Source organism: Streptomyces vinaceus, assembly GCF_008704935.1.
In the GTDB taxonomy this organism is placed as follows: domain Bacteria; phylum Actinomycetota; class Actinomycetes; order Streptomycetales; family Streptomycetaceae; genus Streptomyces; species Streptomyces vinaceus.
This window is the reverse complement of sequence record NZ_CP023692.1, coordinates 610,436-629,933: the sequence shown is the minus strand read 5'-3', so window position 1 is coordinate 629,933 and position 19,498 is coordinate 610,436. Positions and strand designations below refer to the sequence as shown.

Sequence of the window (19,498 nt, the reverse complement as noted above, 5' to 3'; positions counted from 1 at the left end):
TCCCCACCATCGCCGCCGCGTCGGCTCGGCGGAAAGTCCAAGCAGGACCCAGTCCGGGTCCGGGACTCAATGGCGGTGCATGGTGTGTGCAGGGCTTCCAGCAGGACCTCGGGGTCGTGGCCGCCCTTGCGGGGTGCGCCATGGGACGGTCAGGAGTGCAGGTACCTCGTCCAGTCCGCGGGGACCCGTCCGGCCGGGCCGGGGGCCGGCTGGTCCGCCGGGTGGGCGGAGGGCGGGGCGAGGACGGGCCCGGACTCGTACAGGACGTCGCTGTCGTAGTTCCAGAACCACTCCTCGCCCGGCTCGAAGCTCTGTACGAGCGGATGGCCCGCGGACTTCCAGTGGGCGGTGGCGTGCTGCGCCGGTGAGGAGTCGCAGCAGCCGATGTGGCCGCACTGGGCGCAGCGGCGCAGGTGGAACCACCAGCCGCCCACGGCGTCGCAGTCGACGCAGCCCGTTCCGGCGGGCGGGACGCTCGGGTCGATTCCCTTGATGTCTTCGGTCATGCCGGCTCCTCGGAACTCGCGGACGTCTCGGAACTCTCGGATTCGGGGTCGGTCAGCGGCAGCAGCACCTGGAACCGGGTGTCGCCCGGAGCGGACTCGACCTGGAGGCTGCCGTGGTGCTTGTTGACGACGATCCGCCAGGAGATGTCGAGGCCGAGCCCCGTCCCCTCGCCGACCGGCTTGGTGGTGAAGAAGGGGTCGAAGATACGGGTGCGGATGTCCGCCGGGATGCCGGGACCGGTATCGCGGAACTCCACCAGCAGCCGGTCGCCCTCGCGCGCCGTGCGGACCGTCAGCGTGCCCTCGCCGCCGGTGCTCCCGATGGCGAAGACGGCGTTGTCGATGATGTTCGTCCACACCTGGTTGAGCTCCGCCGGGTACGCGGGCACCTCCGGCAGCGAGCGGTCGTAGTCCTTGACCACCCGCACCCCCCGGCCCATCTTGCCGGACAGCATCAGCAGGGTGCTGTCGAGGAGTTCGTGGACGTCGACCACCCGGTGCGGGGCGCGGTCGAGCTGCGAGTACTGCTTCGCCGCGTCCACGAGGTGGGAGATGCGGGTGGTGGAGTCGTTGATCTCGTCCATCAACAGCTCGGTCTCGACCGTGTAGTTGAGCCAGCCGATGGCCCCGGGGAGGATGTCCTCGGCCACGGTCGCCGCGACCTGCTCCAGCCAGTCCGTGTCCAGCCCGGCCTGTACGAAGGTCGGCGCGATCCGCCACCCCTCCTGGATGCCGTGGTCGTCGAGCCAGTCTGCGAGCTCGTCCTCCCGGTCGGCCGCCTCCAGCGGGCTCAGCACCGGCGCCTTGGCGACCCGTTCCGCGGTGCGCTCCTGGATCTCGATGAGCTCGGCGAGCGCCTCGCGCGAGTAGGGCCCCTGGGCGATGACCGCCAGCTTGTGCCGCATCTTGCCCACCCGTTCCCGCAGCGTCGCGGTGGCCCGTACGGCCGCCGCGGCCGGGTTGTTGAGCTCGTGCGTGAGACCGGCCGACAGCGATCCCAGTGCCAGCAGCCGTTCCCGCTGGCCGATGGCCCGCTGCGTGTTCCTGGAACCGAAGAACAGCCCTTCCAGCAGGTGTGCGGCCATCGGGAACCAGTCCCGCATGACGGCCGCGAACGACTCGGCGGGCAGCACGAAGAACCGCGTCGGCTCCGTCACCCGCATGGAGTTGGTGTACGTCTGCGGTACCTGGTCGCCCAGGTACGCCTGCATGGCGCCCGCGTACACGCCGCGCTGCGAGGTCCGGCTCACCTCGACGTCGTCGCCGCCGACCCGGCGGGACAGGACGACGGTGCCCTCGATCATCACGTAGAAGCAGGTGGCCGGAGCGCCCTCGGTGTAGACCGGGCCGGGCTCGAACCGTTCCACCCGTCCCTCCGAGCACAGCCGCCCGAGCTGCTCCGGCGTGAGCTTCTCGAACAGGAACAGCGAGGCGATCTCCTGCGGGCTGCACGGCATGGCCTGCTCGCTCATGACTGCTCCAGGTACCGGTGTACGAGCATGACGGCCATGGCTCCCTCTCCGACGGCGGACGCCACGCGCTTCGCCGACTGGGCGCGCGCGTCGCCCGCCACGAACACGCCGGGCACGTTGGTCTCCAGGTGGTAGGGCGGCCGGTCCAGTGCCCACTCCGCCGGCGGCCGGCCGTCCGCGGTGAGGTCGGGTCCGGCCAGGATGAAACCGTGCTCGTCGCGCAGCACCGTACCGTCCAGCCAGTCGGTCAGCGGGGCCGCGCCGATGAACACGAACATCCACTGGCAGTCGACGAGTTCGGTGGGCCCGCCGTCCACGCCCTTCAGCGTCAGCTGCTCCAGGTGCCCGTCGCCGTGGGCCTCCTCGACGACGGTCCGGGTCCGCACCGAGATGTTCGGCGTCTCCTCGATCTGCTGGATCAGGTAGTACGACATCGACGCCCGCAGGGACTCCCCGCGCACCAGCAGCGTCACCGACTTCGCGCCGCGCGCCAGGTACATCGCCGCCTGCCCGGCGGAGTTGGCGCCGCCCACGATGTAGACGTCCTGCCCCTGGCAGGCGGCGGCCTCGGTCAGGGAGGAGCCGTAGTACACCCCGCAGCCGGTCAGCGAGTCGCAGCCCGGGGCGCGCAGCTGGCGGTAGGAGACGCCCGTCGCCAGGATGACGCTGTGCGCGGCCACCGCCGAGCCGTCGGAGAAGCGCACGACGCGCGCCGCGCCGTTGACCTCCAGCCCCGTGACCTCGCGCGCCGTCAGGATCTCGGCGCCGAACCGGCCGGCCTGGCGGCGGGCGCGGTCGGTGAGCTGCGCGCCCGAGACGCCGTCGGGGAAGCCGAGGTAGTTCTCGATGCGGGAACTCTGCCCGGCCTGTCCGCCGGTCGCCGACCGCTCGACCAGCACGGTACGCAGCCCCTCGGAGGCCCCGTACACCGCCGCGCCGAGCCCGGCCGGACCGCCGCCGATGACCACGAGGTCGTAGAAGTCGGCGGCCGGGGTCGTCGCGAGCCCCACGTGCGCGGCCAGCTCGGCCGGCTCGGGCTCGATCAGCGCGGTGCCGTCCGGCGTCACCACCAGCGGCAGCCGCTGCCCCTGCGCCCCGGCGGCCTCCAGCAGCCGCCGCCCCTCCGGCTCGTCGGAGGAGTACCAGCGGTACGGCACCTGGTTGCGGGCCAGGAACTCCCGTACGCGCGAGGAGCCCGCCGACCAGCGGTGCCCGACCACCTTGGTGGCGGGTACGGGCCGGTAGTCGCTGGAGCGCCACGCCGAGAGCAGGTCGTCCACCACCGGATAGAGCTTCTCCTCCGGCGGGTCCCACGGCTTGAGCAGGTAGTGGTCGAGGTCGACGACGTTGATCGCGTCGATCGCGGCGTTGGTGTCGGCGTACGCCGTCAGGAGGATGCGCCGTGCACCCGGGTAGATCCCGAGGGCCTGCTCCAGGAACTCGATGCCGTTCATCTGCGGCATCCGGTAGTCGGCGAGGATCACCGCCACGAGGTCGCCCCGCAGCTTCAGCTCGCGCAGCGCCTCCAGGGCGGACTCCCCGGACTCGGCGCGCACGATCCGGTGGTCGGCGCCGTAGTGGCGCCGCAGGTCCCGGGCGATCGCACGGGATACTCCCGGGTCGTCGTCCACCGTCAAGATGACGGTCCGCGCCGTTTCGGCGGCCTGTGCCATACGTCTCCACCCCGAGTGCTCTGGGCGGACCGCATGGCGAGCCGCCCGCGCCGGTTTCCCGCCCATCGTATGTTCGATGGCCCGGGACCGCTCCGGAACGCCGTGATCGTGCGCTGCGGGTATCCACCCGGTCGCTCCCGGTCAACGCGGAGTGCTCCGCAGGGGCTCATGCCCGGGTCAGCGGACCGCCACCACCACGTGGCTGTTGCCGAACTGCCAGACCGTGCCGACGTGCTCGAAGCCCGACTCGCGCAGCAGTGCGAGGTGGTCGGTGAGGGTCAGCTCGTTGCCCTCGCAGTGCGGGTGGGTGCGGCGGTCGCGGGAGGCGAGGAGCGGCGAGAGCTCCGGGTCGGCCCGTACGCCCGACCACCACGCGTCCCAGTCCTCGTGCGCCAGGGCCTGCTGGCGCTCGGCCCGCCGCCGGCCGATGTCCACGGCGAGCTCGTGCACCTTGGGGGAGTCCGGGCCGAGGTGGTCTCCGTTGACGAGGACCCCGCCGGGCCGGATCCGCTCGGCCAGCTCCCGGTACGTGCGCCGCAGGGTGGCCTCGCCGAGGTAGTGCAGGGCCGTCGTCGAGACGGCGGCGTCCACCGGGCGCTCCAGCAGGAGGGCGTCGAGCCAGCCCGGCTCCCCGATGCGGGCCTCCGCGAAGCGCAGGGCCGCTCCGTGGTGGGCCCGCCCCAGCTCCAGCAGGAGGGGATCGGCGTCGACGCCCACGACCTCGGCGGCGGGCATCCGGGCGGCCAGGCGCGCGGCCAGCGACCCCGGCCCGCAGCCCAGGTCCAGGAGGAGCGGGGCGGGCCGGCCGCCGCCCTCCGTGACGCGCTCGACCACGTCCGAGATGACGGTGAACCGCTCCTCGCGGTCGATCGCGTAGCGCTGCTGCTGCCGCTCCCAGCGCTCCACCCACCGACTCGCCGCCGCCACCGTGCCCACGCCGCCCACGCCGCTCGCACTGCCCACGTTCATGTCGCTGTCCGCTCGTGCTCCGCCGTTCTCACGGCCCTGAACCCCACATGAAAATCATTGCAGACTGCTGAGGGTGGCGACCAACTTCTCGATCTCCTCCGAAGTGTTGTGGACGTGCAGGCTGACCCGCACCGAGCCGTCCGCATCCCCGGCTCCCGCCTGGCAGTGACCGTCGGAGCGCACCATGAACCCGTGGCTGTACAGGATGAACCCGAGGTCGCGCGAGGGGATCCCGCGATGGCGGAACGTCACGATGCTCCGCCGCCGCTGCACGTCGGAGCCGGCCGCCAGACTGGAGCGGCAGCCGAGCACCTCGTACGCGCCCAGCCGGCTCAGGCCGTCCGTCAGCCGGGCCGCCAGCGCCACCGTCCACGCCTCGATCCGGTCCGTACCGGCCGCGTCGAGCCAGTCCAGGGCGGCCGCGAGGCTCACGATGCCGACGGTGTTCGGGGTACCGGCCCACCCGCCCGGGCGCAGCCGCGGCCCCCGCCGGCCGCGGGCCCAGACCGCGCCCGTACCGGGCAGCGCCATGGCCTTGTGCCCGGAGAACACCACGAAGTCCACGTCGAGCCCGGCCACGGAGAACGGCACGTGCCCGACGCTCTGCGCGGCGTCGAGGCAGATCGGGACGTCCGGCCCGACCACCCGGCGTATCCGGTGCACGTTCATGTCGACGCCGTACACGTGGTGCACATGGGTGGCCGCCACGAAGCGGGTACGCGGGCCCACCGAGGCCGCGAGCGCCGCCGGATCGTAGTCGCCGGAGCTGTCCTGGTACGGCAGCTCGCGGACGCGGACCTTGACGCCCTGCCGCTCCAGCAGCTCCCGCACCTCCAGCCACGGCGCCAGATTCGCCTCGTGGTCGGCGAACGGGACGACGATCTCGTCCCCGTCGGTGAGCAGATCCGCCAGCCAGTCCCGGGCGACGGTCCGCAGCCCCTCGGAGGTCCCGCTCGTGAAGTGCACGGACGAGCGGTCCGGCGCCGGATCGCCCAGGAACTCCTTCACCCGGTCGCCGGCCCGCTCCACCGCCGCGGTCGTCGCGTTGGCCCAGGGGTACGACCCGCGGCCCGCGTTGGCGTTGGAGGTGGCGAGGTAGTGCTGTACGGCGTCCAGTACGGCCTGGGGCTTCTGCGCGGTGGCCGCGCTGTCCAGGTACGCCAGCTCCGGATGGGCCACGATGATCGGGAACTGGGCGCGCAGCGGACGCTGCCACGGGCCCAGCTCCTCCAGGACATCGGCCGTCTCGGTCATGTCAGTCACGCACCAGCGGGGCACCCGCGTCCCGCCACGCGATGATCCCGCCCGCGAGGCTGCGTACGTCGGGATGCCCCATCCGGGTGAGCAGCGCGGCGTAGCGCGCCGACTGCTCGCCGACCGGGCAGGCCAGCAGCACGGGCTGCCGCTTGCCGAACGGCAGCCCTCCCCGCACGAGTTCGTCGAAGAGCTCGTCGACGATGTTGACCGATCCGTCGATGTGCAGGGCCGCGTACGCGAAGGAGCTGCGCAGGTCGATCACCAGCGGCCGCTCCGCCGCGATCCACTTCTGCGCGTCGGCCACCTCGATGACCTGCGCCGCCCGGACCTCGGCACCGGAGAGCGCGGACACGGAGTTGCGGGCGGGCGGTCGGCCCAGCAGCTCGGGGCGGCGCTGCTTGACGTAGCCGAGGTAGCTCTCGACCCGGTCGCAGACGATGAAGACCGCGGTCCTGCGCTCGCGCAACTCCGCGTCGAAGGACCGCAGATGGCGTACGGCGCCGTGGTACGCGGCGCCGCCGGTGGGGCCGGCGAGGATGCCGCAGCGCCGGACCAGCGTGAGCATGCCGTCGAGCGCGTCGTCGGCGCCGACCGACTCGATCGTGTCGTACGTGGCCGGGTCGAAGAGGCCCACCTCGTGGACCTCGTCTATGTTGCGGATGCCGGGGATGAAGTCCGACTTCTCTCCCACCAGCCCGATCACCCGTACGGCCGGGTCGTGCGCGCGCAGGGCCCGGGCCACGCCCGTGGAGGAACCGGCGGTGCCGACGCAGGCGAGGAACCAGTCAGGGGCCCGGCCGTCCAGGTCCGCCACGATCTCCGGGCCCGTACCCGCCTCGTGCGCCGCGGTGTTGAGCGCGTTGAAGTACTGGTCGGTGTGCAGATGGGCGGTGCCGGACTCGTTCAGCCGCTGGTGGAAGAGGGTCAGCGGGTCCTCGGTGTCCGTCGGGTCCAGGCACTCGCTGCGCCCCGGCAGCTCCTCGATCTCGGCGCCCAGCAGCAGGAGCAGGTCCTTGACTTCCGGGATGCGCATGCGGTTGGTGACGCTCTTGAACGACAGCCCGTGCATGCCCGCGATCACGGCGAGGGCCTTGGCCGTGTTGCCGCTGGAGAGTTCGACGACCGTCTCGCCGCGCTCCCGCGCGCCGGGCAGGCGGGAGCGGGCCATGTTCCACGCGGCCCGGTCCTTGACCGAGCCGAAGGGGTTGAGCATCTCCAGCTTCGCGTAGAGGTCGATGTGGCGCAGGCCGTGCACGGCCGGATCGATGCGGACCAGCGGGGTGTTGCCGATGACCTCGGTGATGCTGTCGTACCTCATGCCCGTCCCCCCGAATCGGTGATCGGCCCGTACTCCTCGACCGGCCCGTACTCCTCGACCGGCCAGTACTCCTCGTCCAGACACCAGCGCCAGTCGCCGTCCTGCGACCGGCGGACGGCCACCTTCCGCGCCACCGGATGCTGTTGGGCGTGCGTGGCACCGAAGTCCATGCAGTAGCCCGCGGTGTTGGCGAAGCCGAGCAGATCGCCCGGGCGCGGCAGCCGCGGCAGGAACACCGTTCTGCGGGTGACCAGATCCGCCTCCAGGCAGAGGTTCCCCATGAGGTGGACGCCGGCCGGCTCCCGGGGGCCTGCCGATTCGCCCCCGCGGGGGACGAGCACGGGGTCCATCAGGATCCCGTGGTCCTCCAGGGCCACGTCGTTCGCGTTCATGGCGAGGCGTACGAGCGCGGGGCCGGTGTCCGTACGGCGTACCTCCAGCACCCGGGCCAGGGACAGCCCGCACTGGTCGGCCAGGGCCCTGCCCGGCTCCGTGTACAGGTCGTACAGGCTCTCCAGCAGCAAGGTCCCGAGGGCCCGGCCCAGGGTCGGGGCGGGCTGCGAGAGGAGGGCGTCGAGGTAACCGGCGCCGGCCACCGGCCGGTGGGCCGGGTACAGGCTCAGGGCGCCGCGCAGCGTACCCCCTTCGGCGTGCAGACCGTACCCGTGGCCGCCCCAGGTCAGCGGCGGGCGCCGGCCCATCACCGCGGCGGCGAGCTCGCTCGTGTAGCGGTCCCACTGGGCGGCGTGCGCGAGGTAGCTGACGCCGAAGCCGCCGCCGATGTCGACCACGCGGGGCAGGAATCCCCGCAGGCGCAGGTCGTCCATGGCGCGCAGGCAGCCTTCGAGGGCGATGGCCTTCTCGTCCGGGCTCGTGGTGTCGAGGTGGTACGCGACGCCGATCGGGTCCAGGAACTCGCGGTGGCGTTCGAGCAGGTCCAGCAGGGGTGCGAGGGCCTTCACGGACGTACCGAACCGGCTCCTGCGGGAGAGCATGCGGGGTCCCGACGTCTCGAACTCGGACAGTCGGACCAGGACCTTGGGGCGGGGCAGGTCGTGGCGGCGTACGAGGTGCGCCAAGGACTCCAGCTCACCGGGGCCGTCGGCGTTCACGGTGGCGCCCGAGCGCGCGGCGAGCCAGAGGAACGCCGGGTCCTTGGGGCCGGTCGCCATGACGCGGTCGGCCGTCAGGCCGGAGCCGAGGGCGTGCTGGAGCTCGCCGACGGACGCCACGTCCACGGCGGCGTCCGCCGTGGTGAGCCGTCGGACGAGGGAGCGGGAACGGTTGGCCTTGTGGGCGAAGAAGACCTGCCCGCCGAGCCGGTGGCGGCGGTAGACGGCTCGGAAGTCCTCGGCGTTCTGCGCCATCTGGTCCGGTACGAGGAGGTTGAGGGGCGAGCCGAGGGCGTCCACGAGCGTGTGCAGGAAGGCGGCCGAGCCGAGCAGCGAGGCGAGCCGCGGCGCCAGTCGCGGTTCCAGGTACAGGGGGCCGGTGTCCATACCAGCTGCTCCTCCCGCGCGCCGATCGTGCGACGATATTCTTCGCGGTCCTGTTCATGCCCTGCTGGCACGGTTTGGACGCATGGCGCGGGGAGATGGCCGAAATGCGATGGCGTGGGCGGTGGCCGTTCACAGGGCCAGGTACATGAGGATCTCGTCGCGGTCGTCGTCGGGCGCGACCCGCAGGCTGCCGGGCCAGCGGCCGATCTCGTGCCAGCCCAGGCGGCCGTAGAACTCTTCCAGTCCCAGCCCGGACCGGACGGCGATGTGCAGCTGCTCCAGCCCCATTTCCTGCCGGGCCAGCTCGCGGACCCGGCTCATCAGCGCCCTGCCGATGCCCCGGCCGCGGAAGTCGGGGTGGGTCATGACGTGGTTGACGGCTCCCCAGTGCGCGACGAGCGGATGGGGGTCACGGCGCAGAACCAGCCACCCCGCGAGAGCGCCCCCGAGGGTGGCGATCAGGATCCGGGTCCGCCGCGGATCGAGCGCACCGACGAGGCGCCCCAGGGCCGGGTCGGTGTGACCGGTGTCCACCGGCGGCAGGGGGAGCCCCGGAGGGATGACGGCGCCCCCGCTGTTGATCACTCGTGCCCAGCAGTCGACGAGCTGCTCGCGTAGTTCGGGGGAGAGTTCCCGGGGGCGGGTGATCTGCGTGAAATCGGGGGCCTGTTGCGCGGTCATGGACCGCAGCTTGCCAGACGCGGCCCCCCGGCCGGGGCGGGGACGGACCGGCCGGCCGGGGCGCGCGTGACCGGCGTAGGTCAGTGGGTCGCCGGCGTGGGCGTACGCCCGAAGTGGCGGCCGGTCGGCACCAGCGCCGCCGCTGCCGGTACGAGGAAGCAGGCCCCGGCGCAGGCCCCGAGCACGGCCGTGACCCCGAACGCCTCGATGGCGGGGGCGATCAGCGCGAGCCCGACGGGTGCCAGGCCGTACGACACCAGGAAGTCCAGCGAGGAGACGCGGGCCAGGCCGGCCTCGGCCTGGTCCTCGCCGCCCGGACCCTCGGCTTCCTCGCCGCCGTCGCCGTGGGAGGCGTACTGGCCGACCGGCACGCGCGCCGCGCCGTCGTGCTCCGGTCCGCCCTCGCGGCGGCGGTCGCCTCTCCGCTGCTCGCCGCCGGGCGTGCTCTTCGACCCGGCCGCACCGGGCCTGCGCCACCGCATACGCGCCTGTCTGCGCGTACGTCCCGGCCCCGGCCTGTCACACCGGTACGGGACGCGCTGCCACATCGTCGGCTCGGCGACGGTGGCCCGCACGCCGCGCACCCGGCTCGCCGTGCTCGGGGCGACGATGGAGCACATGGAGCCGTGGAGCGACCTCAAGCTGGACCAGAGGCGCCGGGTGGAGCGGGTCCACGAGGTCCTCGCCGAACACCCCGAGTACCACTGGATGCGGCAGTACCACGACGCGGCGCCGGCCGGCAGCGTCGACCTGTTGCGCCGCCACGCGGTCTTCGCGGGGCTCTCCACCGGCGCCGGCTACCTCGCGGACCTCGCGGCCCCGTGAGGTCCGCGACCAGCGCGAGCTGGCCCTCCCGTGGTCCCGGATGCACTGGAACCGCGCCCCGGCGCCGGCCGGCCCGTGCCGGCCGGGCCCGGGATGAGGGCGTTCTGTGCACGGGGCAGCCCGGGGTGGCCGCTCCATGCCATGCTCGAAGCGTGAAGACGGATCCAATGGCCGGCGCGGACGACGCCTCGCCCGAGGTACTGGCCCTGGCCAAGGTCGTGGCGCGGCTGCGGGCCGAGCTGGCGGAGCTGGAAGGTCTCGCCGCGACGACCGCGGTGGTGGAGCGCGCCAAGGGCGTGCTGATGGCGCGGGACGGCCTGACCGCGGACGAGGCCCACGAGGCCCTGGCCGCGGCGGCCGACCTGCGGGGCCGGACCCTCATGGAGGAGTGCTGGATCGTCCTGGGCGGTATGCGGTCCCGGCCCCGCCCCGCGAAGGCGGCGCCCGCCCCGCCCCCGACGGTGGGCGGCGACCCGCCCCCGGGCGCCGGACCGGTCTCCGGACCCGGCCGCCCTGCCGCCACCCGCGGTGACGCCCCCTGGCACGGGCTCCTGGCCGGCCTGGCGGCTTCCCTGGCGGGCGCCCGGAGCCCGCAGGACACCGCCGGGATCCTGCGCGCGGCGCTCCGCGTCCCGCTCGGGGTGGAAGGCGTGATGATCTACAGGCTGGACGAGGCGGGGCGGCTGGGGCTCATCGGGCACGCCGGGATCGACGCGGTGCTCGCCGCGCAGTGGCAGGACGTCCCCCCGATGAGCGGCGTCGCCGCCGTGGAGGTGATCGCCTCGGGCGAGCCGCGCTGGCTTCAGGACCCGGAGCGGGACGCGGAGGACTACCGGCTCATCGGACCGCCCCACCGCTGGCCCACCCGCGCCTGGCTCCCCGTCCCCGGCGAGGAACGCGTCAGCGGGGCCATCGGGTTCCTCCGGAGCGTCCCCGACCCCTTCGACGCGGCCCACCGGGCGCTGCTGGTCCAGGCCGTACGGCTGTGCGGGGGGTCCCTGCGCGTCCTGGAGCGCCACGCGGACGGTCCCGCGGACGAGCAGGTGGCCGCGGTCCAGAAGATCTTCGACGTCCTGTCCGGCGCGGCGATCCTCCTCTCGCCGCTGCGCTCGCCGACGGGCGAGGTGGAGGACTACCGGATCGAGGCCGCCGCTCCGGAGTCGGTGGACGTGGCGGGCCGCCGCGGCAAGGAACTCGTGGGCCGGCGCGTCCTGGAGACCTATCCCACCGTCGCGGGCACGCCCCTGTGGCACGGCTACCTCGACGCCCTGGAGACCGGGAGCGCCTACGAGGGCGAGCCGTTCTCGTACCGCGAAGTGGTGGCAGGCGTCCCCGAGACCTCCCGCTACTCCGTACGGGCGACACGGCTGGCCGGGCGGCTGGTCGTCTCCTGGATCCGCCACGACGCCGGGGTGCGCGAGGCGAGCCGCCTCGCCGCGGTGCAGCGCCTGGGCAACCTCGGCTGGGCGGACTGGAACCTGATCACGGACACGATCAACTGGTCCGAACAGGTGTACGCGATCTTCGACCGGCCGCCCGAGCAGGGTCCCATGACCCTGGAGGAGCTCCCGCGCCACCTCGTACCGGACGACCTGCCGGCGCTCGCCGAGGCCGTGCGGCGGCTGCTCGGCGAGGGGGCCCCGATCGACCAGCCCTTCCGCATCACCACCGCCGGCGGCGTGCGCCACCTGCGCATCGTCGCGGAAGCCGAGACGGACGCCTTCGGCACCCCCGTGGAGGTGCACGGCTTCTTCCAGGACCTCTCGCAGCAGCGGGACGCGGAGCTCGCCCTGCGGGAGAGCGAGCGGGCCGTCCTCGTCCAGCGGGGCGTGCTCAAGGCCGAACGGGCCATCGCCGCCCGGCTCCAGCACGCGCTGCTGCCGGTCCCCGAGCAGTCGATCGAACTGGTGGGGCTGCGCGTCGACATCGCGTACATGCCCTCCGACAGCGGGGTGAACGTCGGAGGCGACTGGTACAGCGCCATCGAACTCCCCGACGGCAGCGCCCTGTTCGTCGTCGGAGACGTCGCGGGCCATGGGCTGGACGCCGTCGGGACCATGGCCCAGCTGCGGTTCACCGCCAAGGGCATGATCATCACCGGCTCGGCGCTGCCGGACGCCATGGCCCGCCTCAACACGCTGCTCCTGCACACCGCCGCCGGCGTCTCGTCCGCCGCCACGGCCACCATGATCATGGCCCGCTACTGGCCGGCGGAGCGGCGTCTGGCCTGGGTGCGGGCGGGACACCCGCCGCCCCTGCTGGTCCGCGGCGGCGAGGCGCGCTTCCTGCCCCAGCCGGAGGGAATCCTGCTCGGAGCGTCCGCCGACTCCAGGTACGCGCAGGAGACGCTGGAGCTGGAGCCCGGCGATCACCTGCTCCTGTACACGGACGGGCTGATCGAGGTGCCGGAGGAGAGCATGGACCGCGGACTCGGGCGGCTCGCCGAGGCCGCCGCCGAGGCCATGGGCGGGGGGAGCCAGGAGCCGCTCGCGCGGCTCCTGGCCGAACTGCGGCCCGCCGGGCGGGACGACGTGTGCGTCCTGGACATCCGCGTACCGCAGTGCTGACGGCCCCGCCCCCGGCGGCCGGGGGCGGGGCCGGGCCCGGACTCAGCGGAGGTCGAACCGGTCCAGGTTCATCACCTTGTCCCACGCGGAGACGAAGTCGCGCACGAACTTCTCCTGTGCGTCCTGGGCCGCGTAGACCTCCGCGAGGGCGCGCAGCTGCGAGTGCGAGCCGAAGACGAGGTCGACGGCGGTGGCCGTCCACTTGACCTCACCCGAGGAGTGATCGCGGCCCTCGAAGACGTTCTCGTCCGAGACCGAGGCCTTCCACTCCGTGCCCATGTCGAGCAGGTTGACGAAGAAGTCGTTCGTCAGCGTCTGGGGCCGGTCCGTGAACTCACCGTGCCGGGATCCGCCGAATCCGGTGCCCAGGGCCCGCATGCCGCCGATCAGGACGGTCATCTCGGGGGCGGTGAGGGTCAGCATGTTGGCGCGGTCCAGCATGAGGGTCTCCGGGGCCAGCTTCTCGCCCTCCTGGAGGTAGTTGCGGAACGCGTCGGCCCGGGGTTCGAGCACGGCGAACGAGTCCGCGTCGGTCTGCTCCTGCGAGGCGTCCGTACGACCCGGTGAGAACGGGACCGTGATGTCGCGCCCCGCGTTCTTCGCGGCCCGCTCGACGGCGGCGCAGCCGCCCAGGACGATCAGGTCGGCGAGCGAGACCTTCGCGCCGCCGGCCGCCGATTCGTTGAACTCCTGCCGGATCCGGTCGAGCGCCTCCACCGTCCCGGTCACCTCGGGCAGGGCGTTGCTCTCCCAGTCCCGCTGCGGCGCGAGCCGGATCCGCGCCCCGTTCGCCCCACCGCGCTTGTCGGTGCCGCGGAAGCTGGCCGCCGCGGCCCAGGCGGTGGTGACCAGCTGGGGGACGGACAGCCCGGAGGCCAGGATCCGTTCCTTGAGGGAGGCGACGTCCGCGTCCGAGACCAAGGGGTGATCGACCGCCGGAACCGGGTCCTGCCACAGCTGCGGTTCCGCGACCCACGGGCCGAGGTAGCGCGACAAGGGCCCCATATCGCGGTGCAGCAGCTTGTACCAGGCCTTCGCGAAAGCCGTCGCGAGCTTGTCCGGGTTCTCGTGGAAGCTCTTCGCGATGGGGGCGTAGACCGGGTCCATCTTCAGCGCGAGGTCCGTCGTCAGCATCATCGGGGCGTGCCGCTTGGACGGGTCGTGGGCGTCGGGCACCGTGTCCCGGGCCGCGGGGTCCGTGGGGGTCCACTGCTTGGCCCCGGCGGGGCTCGTCGTCAGCTCCCACTCGTACCCGAACAGGTTGTCGAGGTACCCGTTGTCCCACGTCGTCGGCTTGGTGGTCCACGCGCCTTCGAGCCCGCTGGTGAGCGCGTGGACGCCCGATCCGCTGCCGTACGCGTTCTTCCAGCCGAGCCCCTGCTGCTCGATGGGGGCAGCCTCGGGTTCCGGGCCGATGTAGGAGGGATCGACCGCGCCGTGGCATTTCCCGAAGGTGTGGCCGCCGATGATGAGTGCGAGCGTCTCCTCGTCGTTCATCGCCATGCGCGCGAACGTGTCGCGAATGTCCCGGGCCGCCGCCACCGGATCCGGATTTCCGTTCGGGCCCTCCGGATTGACGTAGATGAGCCCCATCTGGACGGCGCCCAGAGGATTGGCCAGGTTCCGGTCGCCGCTGTAGCGCTCGTCTCCGAGCCAGGTGTCCTCGGATCCCCAGAAGATCTCCTCCGGTTCCCAGATGTCCTGGCGGCCGAAACCGAATCCGAAGGTCTTGAGCCCCATGGATTCGATGGCGCAGTTACCCGTGAAAATCAGCAGATCGGCCCAGGAGATCTTCGATCCGTACTTCTGCTTGACCGGCCAGAGCAGACGGCGCGCCTTGTCCAGACTCGCGTTGTCCGGCCAGCTGTTGAGCGGGGCGAAGCGCTGGGCGCCGGCGCCGCCGCCACCCCGGCCGTCCGCGATGCGGTACGTGCCCGCCGCGTGCCAGCTCATCCGGATGAAGAGCGGCCCGTAGTGGCCGTAGTCGGCGGGCCACCAGTCCTGGGAGGCCGTCATCAGCTCGAAGACGTCCCGCTTCAGGGCTTCCACGTCGAGGGTCGCGAATTCCTTCGCGTAGTCGAAGTCCTCACCCATCGGATTCGCCAGGGGCGAGTGCTGGTGGAGGACCTGGAGGTCCAGCTGATTCGGCCACCAGTCCCGATTCGTCCGGGGGCGATTCGGCGCGGGGGTCGGGGAGGGGATTGCTGGGTTCTCGCTTTCGCTTCCGGACACGTGCGCCCTTCTTCCTGTCTCGTGTGGATTCCTCGGCTGACTGCGGGGCGTCCGTATGGTCGCGCACCGCGGAGCACGCTGCCACGAGAACACGCAGAACTCTCCCGGCCTCTGCCGAATTCGGGAAAAGGCGGTTTTTCGGATCAACGCGATCGGCCCGGACGGGTGATGCTCCGCGCGCTGCGGCGGGTCGCGGTGCGGCGGCGGGCCGGACCGCCAGGATGGCCCCCTCCCGACCCTGAGAAGGAGCTGTTGTCCGTGCTCGAAAGACAGCGTCGAAAGAACGCCACCGAGGTCACGTTCGTCCTGCCCGACGGGGACCCGCCCGGACCGGTCAGCGTGGTGGGGACGTTCAACGACTGGCAGCCCGGCTCCCACGTCCTCGAACCCCGCCCCGACGGCACGCGCGCGGTGACGGTCGCGCTCCCCGCGAAGGTCACCCACTCCTTCCGCTACCTCGCGGCGGGCGACTACTGGTTCAACGACGAGGCCGCCGACGGCCACGACGGCGCCAACTGCCGCCTGCAGACCTGAACCCGCCTCCGTACACCTCCCCGCCCCGGGCCCGCCGCATCGGGTGACGGGCCCGCGGGCCGGGACCGGGCCGGCCGCCGGCAGCGGGTTCAGGTCTGCAGGCGGTCAGGCGCCCGCCGCACCCTGGCCCTGGGCGCTCGCGCGGCGCGCCGCCGCGGCGTCCGTGACGTCGAGGAACACCCGGTCCAGTTCGGGCCAGCGCCTCTGCAGCTCCTTCTTGATGCGGACCATGGCGTCCTCGACGGTCTCGCTGTCGTACCCGGGCGTCAGGTCGATGCTCGCGGCCAGCAGCGACGAGTCCGGGCTCAGGCGCATCGTCAGCAGCGAGGTGACCGAATCGATCTCCGGCTGCTGCCGCAGGAGCTCGCGCACCGCCTGCTGCATCCCGGGATCTGCCGCCTCGCCGATCAGCTGCGCCCGCGCCCCCTTGCCCAGCGTGTACGCCACGTAGACGAGCAGGACGCCGATCAGGACGGAGGCGGACGCCTCGTACGCCACCTGCCCGGTCGCCAGGTGCAGGCCCATCCCCGCCATGGCCAGCAGTACGCCCGCGCAGGCCGTGGCGTCCTCCGCGAGGACCGTCCGCAGGGCCGGGTCCCGGCCCGCCCGGATCTCCTCGGCCATGCCGTGGTCGGCGGCGGCGGCCGCCCCGCGGACCTGGCGGACGGCGCGGAGCAGCGAGGCGCCCTCGGCGAGCAGCGCCACGAAGAGCACGACGAAGCCGATCAGGTACCCCTCGTGGGACTCGGAACCGCCCTCACGGAACGCCTCGATGCCCTGGAACACCGAGAAGCAGCCTCCGGTGACGAAGATGCCGACGGCTGCGAGCAGGGACCAGAAGAAGCGCTCCTTGCCGTACCCGAAGGGGTGGCGCCGGTCGGCCGGACGACGGCTCCGTTTGACCGAGGCCAGCAGGAACACCTCGTTCATGCTGTCGGCCACGGAGTGGGCCGCCTCGGACAGCAGCGCGGGGGAGCCGGCGATGATGCCGCCGAAGCCCTTGGCGACGCAGATGACGAGATTGGCCGCGAGGGCCACCCACACCGTGAGGCGGGTCTCGCTGTCCTGTTTCCGTGCGGAACGTGTGCGGGAGTCGGCCATACTCACACGCCTGCCCACGGCCCGGCCGGGTAAGCGGCGTCCGGCCGGGCCGTGCCAAGAGCTGACGGGGTCAGGTCTTCAGCAGACGGTTGAAGAACGAGCGGTAGCGCTGGAGCGCGAGCCTCAGATCCTCCGTCGCCACCTCCTCGCCGCGGCCCCACTGGTCCACCAGCGTCTGCTTGTGGTCGGCGAACGAACGGGCGAGCGTCTGCATCACCTCGGCGACCAGGGTGTCCGCGGAGCGCACCGCCTCCTGCGGGTCGTCCACGAACCGGCCCTGGATCTCGCGCCACGTCGTGCGGTACTCCTCCGCCTCCTTGCTGTCGAGCAGGGACTGGTCCCCGCCCTCGTCGAGTGCGTCCCGCTCCGCGGCCTTGCCGTCTCCCCCGCCCTCGTCCCGGGCGGAGCGGTCCCCGTCCCCCGCCGCCGTCATGTCGGCCGTGGCCTCGCCGGGGTAGACCGCCGTGTCCTGCCCCCGGCCCGGGTCCGCCAGGTCCTGCGTGCTCAGTGCGCTGTCGCCCGGGCGCTCCTCGCCCCCGGCGCGGTCATCGAATTCGCCGTTGCGGCGCATGGCGTCGCTCATGTCATCGACCTCCTCGGTCGCTCAGCAGTTCGTCGAACAGGGCGCGGTAGTGCACCATCGCCCCCCGGAGCTCCTCCGTCGTCGCTTGTCCGTCGGTACTGCGCACCTTCACCGAGTGCGCCGCGCGGTAGTGCTGGAGCGTGTCCGCGTGGCTCACCGAGAGGTCGCGGACGTTCTCGTCGAACGCCGCTGTGGGGTAGCCCCGCTCCTTCATCAGCCGCGACACCAGCTCGTCGGCCTGCGTCACCGACCCTTCGGGGCGGTCCACGAAGCGCTCCTGCACCTCGCTCCAGTCCTGGGCGTACGCGCGGCGCCGATCCTCCGGGAGCTCCTTGATGTCGAGCTCGGCGTGGTGCTCCTCGCGGGCGCGCAGCTCCCGTTCGGCGGCCAGCCGGCCGCCCTCCTGCTCGACGGCGCGGTCGTACTCGGGTCCGAAGCGGTCCTGCAAGCGCCGCCGTCGCGCCATCATCCCCAGTCCGACCGCGAGTGCGATGAGTACGATCGCCACGGGCACGATGATGGCGATCAGTGTCCCTGTTGACATGGTGGGCCTCCTGCCCGGGGGCTCGTCGGTGTGGTGGGCGGGTGCCCACTCGCGGGTGCGTCAGCCTCGACCGGAGCCGGCTCGGGCGCCGGAGGCGGCGAACTCCCGGACGAACGCGCCGCAGAAGGCGTCGAGGTCGTCCGGCTTGCGGCTCGTGATCAGCGTGGCGGGCTCCGCGTGGCAGACCCGCACCTCCTCGTCCACCCACGTGCCGCCCGCGTTGCGGATGTCGGTCTTGAGGCTGGGCCAGGAGGTGAGGGTCCGGCCGCGCACGACGTCCGCCTCGACCAGCGTCCAGGGGGCGTGGCAGATCGCGGCGACGGGTTTGCCCGCCGCGAAGAAGTCGCCGGCGAAGCCGACGGCCAGCTCGTTCATGCGCAGGGCGTCGGGGTTGGCGACGCCGCCGGGCAGTACGAGCGCGTCGAAGGCCTCCGCGGTGTCACCCGCCAGGACGTGGTCCACGGCAAAGGTGTCACCCTTGTCGAAGTGCCGGAACGCGCGGACGCGGCCGGGCTCGGTGGACACGAGCCGCGGATTCCATCCGGCGTCGAGCACGGCCTGCCAGGGCCGGGTCAGTTCGATCTCCTCGACGCCCTCGGACGCCGTGAGGAAGGCGATGCGCATCGGGTGCCCCCTCCTTCGGTCGGGTGTGTGGGTCGGTGGTTCGGGTACCAACGGCGCCTGCCCGGACGGGGGCGTCTCAATCAGCGCCGCGCCCTCCTGCCCGGGCGGGCGGGGACGGGGCCGAATGGCCCCGCCGCCGCCGCGCGGTGGGCCCGGCGCCGCCGTAGGGTCGGGGAACGGACGTCGTGCGGCGGACGGAACGGAACCGAGATTGACCCACCCGGTCGCGGGTATCCGCACCGGACCGTGTCCCCATGCGGAGGAGGTCCGCGCCCATGCCGGACGATCGGGACGAGACCCCGGACGAACGGGCCGACCGCCGCTGGAACGAGACGCTCCAAGAGGTCCGCGTCGCCCAGACGGGTGCCCAGATCCTCTTCGGATTCCTGCTCAGCGTCGCCTTCACGCCCCGCTTCGCCCAGCTGGGCCCCTTCGACCGGGGCCTGTACGTCGTGACGGTGGCGCTCGGCGCCCTGGCGACCGGGACCATGATCGCCCCGGTGGCCTACCACCAGCTGCTGGCCGGGCACCACCTCAAACCGCAACTGGTCCGGGCGGCGGGCCACCTCGTCTCCATCGGCATCGTGCTGCTCGCACTGACGGTCACCTTCTCGGTGCTGCTCCTGCTGAGGGTCGCCACCTCGCACTGGATCGCCTGGCCGGTGACGGCATGCGTCACGGCCTGGTTCGTGGTCTGCTGGCTGATCATGCCGACCATGCTCCTGCGCGGGAAAGCCAAGGACGGCTGAAGTGCCGGGCAGGCGGGTTTTCCCCGTCCGCGGCCGGGCAGGCGCCCGGCGGGTGGGGGAAGGACCACATTTCCCACCCGTCATCAAGGAGGGACACGCCATGGAAGACCAAGGCGGCGCAGGAGGCGTTCCCCTGCACGGTCACGACGACAAGGAACGGCGTCGCGCCCCGCACGCCGAACGCACCGGGGCCGACAAGAGCAGGACGGACAGGACCCGGGCCGACAAGACCGGGGCCGACAAGGATCCGCACGCGATCCGGGCGGCGGACACGGACGAGGCCAGCCGCCTCGACCGGGTGGGAGGGGCGCCGAAGAAGGGCCCGGGACCGGTCCGCGAGATCCCCGGTACGTGACAGCCGGCG

At 72.6% G+C, this 19,498-nt stretch carries 18 protein-coding genes and 1 pseudogene; 5 read left to right on the top strand and 14 right to left on the bottom strand.

Annotated features, from left to right (window positions below):
• Positions 1 to 149: 149 nt before the first annotated feature.
• From CP980_RS02895 to CP980_RS02855, 9 genes and pseudogenes are all read right to left on the bottom strand, one after another.
• Positions 150 to 506 (bottom strand): UBP-type zinc finger domain-containing protein, encoded by a 357-nt coding sequence (locus tag CP980_RS02895; protein ID WP_132753720.1) that lies wholly within the window; start codon positions 504 to 506, stop codon positions 150 to 152.
• Positions 503 to 1,978, bottom strand: coding sequence for an ATP-binding protein (locus CP980_RS02890; RefSeq protein WP_132753718.1), 1,476 nt, complete (start codon positions 1,976 to 1,978; stop codon positions 503 to 505). The genes CP980_RS02895 and CP980_RS02890 overlap by 4 nt, the downstream gene beginning before the upstream one ends.
• Entirely contained in the window at positions 1,975 to 3,651 is a 1,677-nt protein-coding gene (locus CP980_RS02885) for an NAD(P)/FAD-dependent oxidoreductase (RefSeq protein WP_150492512.1), read from the bottom strand. The genes CP980_RS02890 and CP980_RS02885 overlap by 4 nt, the downstream gene beginning before the upstream one ends.
• Positions 3,652 to 3,828: 177 nt before the next feature.
• Complete coding sequence (locus CP980_RS02880; protein ID WP_150492511.1) at positions 3,829 to 4,620, bottom strand: class I SAM-dependent methyltransferase; 792 nt, start codon at positions 4,618 to 4,620, stop codon at positions 3,829 to 3,831.
• A gap of 54 nt (positions 4,621 to 4,674) precedes the next feature.
• A complete protein-coding gene (locus tag CP980_RS02875; protein ID WP_150530096.1) occupies positions 4,675 to 5,874 on the bottom strand; it encodes an aminotransferase class V-fold PLP-dependent enzyme in 1,200 nt (399 codons plus the stop codon).
• 1 nt (position 5,875) lies between these two features.
• On the bottom strand, positions 5,876 to 7,195 hold the full coding sequence (locus tag CP980_RS02870) for a pyridoxal-phosphate dependent enzyme (protein WP_150492510.1): 1,320 nt from the start codon (positions 7,193 to 7,195) through the stop codon (positions 5,876 to 5,878).
• Positions 7,192 to 8,694 carry a Y4yA family PLP-dependent enzyme gene (locus CP980_RS02865; protein ID WP_150492509.1) on the bottom strand — a complete coding sequence of 501 codons (1,503 nt, stop codon included), beginning with the start codon at positions 8,692 to 8,694 and terminating at the stop codon, positions 7,192 to 7,194. The genes CP980_RS02870 and CP980_RS02865 overlap by 4 nt, the downstream gene beginning before the upstream one ends.
• A gap of 129 nt (positions 8,695 to 8,823) precedes the next feature.
• Complete coding sequence (locus CP980_RS02860) at positions 8,824 to 9,375, bottom strand: GNAT family N-acetyltransferase (RefSeq protein ID WP_132753708.1); 552 nt, start codon at positions 9,373 to 9,375, stop codon at positions 8,824 to 8,826.
• 80 nt (positions 9,376 to 9,455) lie between these two features.
• Positions 9,456 to 9,662: pseudogene (locus CP980_RS02855) on the bottom strand (MFS transporter); the annotation flags it as partial.
• A gap of 277 nt (positions 9,663 to 9,939) precedes the next feature.
• Between CP980_RS02855 and CP980_RS35780 the strand changes: the two are divergent.
• Both CP980_RS35780 and CP980_RS02845 read left to right on the top strand, forming a co-directional pair.
• Complete coding sequence (locus CP980_RS35780) at positions 9,940 to 10,200, top strand: PALP domain-containing protein (protein WP_229906879.1); 261 nt, start codon at positions 9,940 to 9,942, stop codon at positions 10,198 to 10,200.
• A 152-nt stretch (positions 10,201 to 10,352) separates the two neighbouring features.
• A complete protein-coding gene (locus tag CP980_RS02845) occupies positions 10,353 to 12,767 on the top strand; it encodes a SpoIIE family protein phosphatase (RefSeq protein WP_308439326.1) in 2,415 nt (804 codons plus the stop codon).
• A gap of 42 nt (positions 12,768 to 12,809) precedes the next feature.
• Here the strand turns inward: CP980_RS02845 and katG are convergent, their stop codons facing one another.
• Positions 12,810 to 14,999, bottom strand: a complete 2,190-nt coding sequence (gene katG / locus CP980_RS02840; RefSeq protein ID WP_150492508.1) for a catalase/peroxidase HPI — start codon at positions 14,997 to 14,999, stop codon at positions 12,810 to 12,812.
• Positions 15,000 to 15,257: 258 nt separating this feature from the next.
• On the opposite strand from katG, the gene CP980_RS02835 reads away from it, so the two are divergent.
• Positions 15,258 to 15,533 (top strand): isoamylase early set domain-containing protein, encoded by a 276-nt coding sequence (locus CP980_RS02835; protein WP_132753694.1) that lies wholly within the window; start codon positions 15,258 to 15,260, stop codon positions 15,531 to 15,533.
• 105 nt (positions 15,534 to 15,638) lie between these two features.
• On the opposite strand, the gene CP980_RS02830 is transcribed toward CP980_RS02835, so the two are convergent.
• The 4 genes from CP980_RS02830 to CP980_RS02815 form a co-directional block, all read right to left on the bottom strand.
• Positions 15,639 to 16,634: a cation diffusion facilitator family transporter gene (locus CP980_RS02830; protein ID WP_150492507.1), complete on the bottom strand. Its 996-nt coding sequence runs from the start codon at positions 16,632 to 16,634 to the stop codon at positions 15,639 to 15,641.
• Between the two features lie 70 nt (positions 16,635 to 16,704).
• The gene (locus tag CP980_RS02825) at positions 16,705 to 17,217 is read right to left on the bottom strand and encodes a hypothetical protein (protein WP_229906880.1); all 513 of its coding nucleotides are present in this window, start codon (positions 17,215 to 17,217) and stop codon (positions 16,705 to 16,707) included.
• A gap of 1 nt (position 17,218) precedes the next feature.
• Positions 17,219 to 17,761, bottom strand: coding sequence for a hypothetical protein (locus tag CP980_RS02820; RefSeq protein ID WP_150492506.1), 543 nt, complete (start codon positions 17,759 to 17,761; stop codon positions 17,219 to 17,221).
• A 60-nt stretch (positions 17,762 to 17,821) separates the two neighbouring features.
• A complete protein-coding gene (locus CP980_RS02815; RefSeq protein WP_150492505.1) occupies positions 17,822 to 18,385 on the bottom strand; it encodes a type 1 glutamine amidotransferase domain-containing protein in 564 nt (187 codons plus the stop codon).
• Between the two features lie 275 nt (positions 18,386 to 18,660).
• Between CP980_RS02815 and CP980_RS02810 the strand changes: the two genes are divergently transcribed.
• Both CP980_RS02810 and CP980_RS02805 read left to right on the top strand, forming a co-directional pair.
• Positions 18,661 to 19,134 carry a DUF6328 family protein gene (locus CP980_RS02810; protein ID WP_132753686.1) on the top strand — a complete coding sequence of 158 codons (474 nt, stop codon included), beginning with the start codon at positions 18,661 to 18,663 and terminating at the stop codon, positions 19,132 to 19,134.
• Between the two features lie 100 nt (positions 19,135 to 19,234).
• On the top strand, positions 19,235 to 19,489 hold the full coding sequence (locus CP980_RS02805) for a hypothetical protein (RefSeq protein ID WP_150492504.1): 255 nt from the start codon (positions 19,235 to 19,237) through the stop codon (positions 19,487 to 19,489).
• The last annotated feature ends 9 nt before the right edge of the window (positions 19,490 to 19,498 follow it).